This is a genomic window from Mesorhizobium sp. M7A.F.Ca.US.011.01.1.1, assembly GCF_003998295.1.
Taxonomy (GTDB): Bacteria; Pseudomonadota; Alphaproteobacteria; order Rhizobiales; family Rhizobiaceae; genus Mesorhizobium.
This window is the reverse complement of sequence record NZ_RZRT01000256.1, coordinates 1-446: the sequence shown is the minus strand read 5'-3', so window position 1 is coordinate 446 and position 446 is coordinate 1. Positions and strand designations below refer to the sequence as shown.

Annotated in this window: 1 pseudogene; it reads right to left on the bottom strand. The window is 63.5% G+C overall.

The annotated features are described in order from the left end of the window. A pseudogene (locus tag EOA13_RS37620) lies at positions 1-385 on the bottom strand (sugar ABC transporter substrate-binding protein); the annotation flags it as partial. Between the last annotated feature and the right edge of the window lie 61 nt (positions 386-446).

Genomic DNA, 446 nt, shown 5'->3' with positions numbered 1-446 from the left:
CATAGACCGAGAATTTCTGCAGGGCGGCCGGAACGGACTTGTCCCAGCCTTCCTTTACCGCCGTCTCGGTCAGGTCGCCCATCACGCCGGCCGCGGCATAATCGAGCACGGTATAGCCGAGCATCTGCGAGGCGGTCGGGTAATTGCCGGCCGCGACCATCGCCTTCAGCGCGGTCATGGCGGCGTCGCCGCCGCCGCCAGCCACGGGCACGTCCTTCCAGGCAAAGCCTTGCTTGGACAGATCTTCCTTGAGCACGTTCAAAGCAGCCGCTTCGCCGCCCGACGTCCACCAATGCAGCATCTCAACTTCCTTGACGTCCTGGGCGTGGGCCGCGAACGCAAGGCCCGACCCGAGAGCCGTTCCGATAAGCAGTTTGCGCAACATGTACTTCCTCCCTTGTTACATCTACACGACCGGCGGTTGTCCGCCGGGTTCCTCCCAACTC